Source organism: Synechococcus sp. H55.9, from assembly GCF_047462355.1.
Lineage (GTDB): Bacteria > Cyanobacteriota > Cyanobacteriia > Thermostichales > Thermostichaceae > Thermostichus.
The window spans coordinates 4074-5469 of record NZ_JANSJB010000031.1 but is presented as its reverse complement, the minus strand read 5'-3'; the positions used below and the strand labels follow the sequence as shown (position 1 = coordinate 5469).

Annotated in this window: 2 protein-coding genes; both read left to right on the top strand. The window is 64.5% G+C overall.

Features of this window, described 5'->3' with window-relative positions; translation table 11 throughout:
- Positions 1–777, top strand: a 777-nt coding sequence (locus NW857_RS05845) for a glucose-6-phosphate dehydrogenase (RefSeq protein WP_414368292.1), incomplete at its 5' end; no start/stop codon positions are given.
- A gap of 206 nt (positions 778–983) precedes the next feature.
- A partial coding sequence (locus NW857_RS05840) for a tetratricopeptide repeat protein (protein WP_414368290.1) occupies positions 984–1396 on the top strand: 413 nt, incomplete at its 3' end.

Genomic DNA, 1396 nt, shown 5'->3' with positions numbered 1-1396 from the left:
AACCACCTGATGCAGATCTATTGCCTCACCGCTATGGAGCCGCCCGTCTCCTTGCGCAGCGACGGGGTACGCAACGAAAAGACCAAGGTGTTGCAGGCTACCCGCCTGGCGGATCTGCGCAATGTGGCCGCGGCAGCGGTGCGAGCCCAGTACGGCCCCGGCTGGATTGCCGGCAAGCCGGTGCCAGGCTATCGCCAAGAGCCCAATGTCAACCCCAACTCGCAAACCCCCACTTACGTGGCCCTGAAATTGGAATGCGACACTTGGCGGTGGCAGGGAGTGCCCTTTTACCTGCGCACCGGCAAACGCTTGGCCAAGAAGGTCTCCGAGGTGGCCATCTACTTTAAGCAGGTGCCGCTCTCTCTTTTTCCTTCGGCAGCCCGGGAGGTGAGCCCCAACATCCTGGTGCTGCGCATCCAGCCCAACGAGGGCATCTCCCTGCGCTTTGAGGCCAAGATGCCGGGGCCGGAGATCCGCACCCGCTCGGTGGAAATGGATTTTCGCTATGGAACTGCCTTTGGGTCGAGCACCCCGGATGCCTACGAGCGCCTGCTGTTGGACTGCCTGCTGGGGGATCCCACCCTATTTACCCGCGCCGACGAGGTGGAAGCCGCCTGGCGGGTGGTGACGCCGGTGTTATCGGCCTGGGAAGCCCAGCCCGAAGGCAATGGCGGCAGTGCCGCGCCGCCCCTGCTCACCTACGAGGCCGGCACCTGGGGGCCCAAGGCCGCTGAAGACTTGCTGGCCCAGTCGGGGCGGCGGTGGCGACGTCTCTAGTTTGTTTGAATCGCTGCCCTCACCCCCGGCCCCTCTCCCAAAGGGACGGCCCTCACCCCCGGCCCCTCTCCCAAAGGGAGAGGGGAGTTAGAGATGGTGCTCCGCGCCGCCGGCGCAAACATGCATCTGGTTGGAACCAGCCCTGGCAGGAAGGATCCCCGGTTGCTGCAGCTAACATGGGCATGACCTGTTTTTGCGTGGGTGTCATGCCGCCACTGGTATTCCGGCTACCTGTCCGGTTTTTGCTAACCTTGCCGCTGGGCCTTGCCATGGTGTTGGGGGTAGGGAGAGGGGATCCCGCTCGAGCCCAAGTATTGCTGCACCTTCCCCTGCCCAGTGGGGAGTTGATGCGGGCCCAGGCCCTGCAACTGGCCACTGACTCGCTGCGGCTGGCCCAGTTTGGCCAGACAGAAGAGGCGCTGCGCCGCTTGCAACTGGCGGTGGCCATGGTGCCCAACTCCTCCGAGCTGCTCTATGTTTTGGGCAACGTCCACCTGGAGCGGGGAGACTACGCCCAGGCGGTGCAAGCGCTGCAGAAGGCCCGCGCCCTGGCTACCGACGACGCCGATATTCTCTACTCGCTGGGAGCGGCTTACTTGCGGCAGGGCAGCTACTTTGC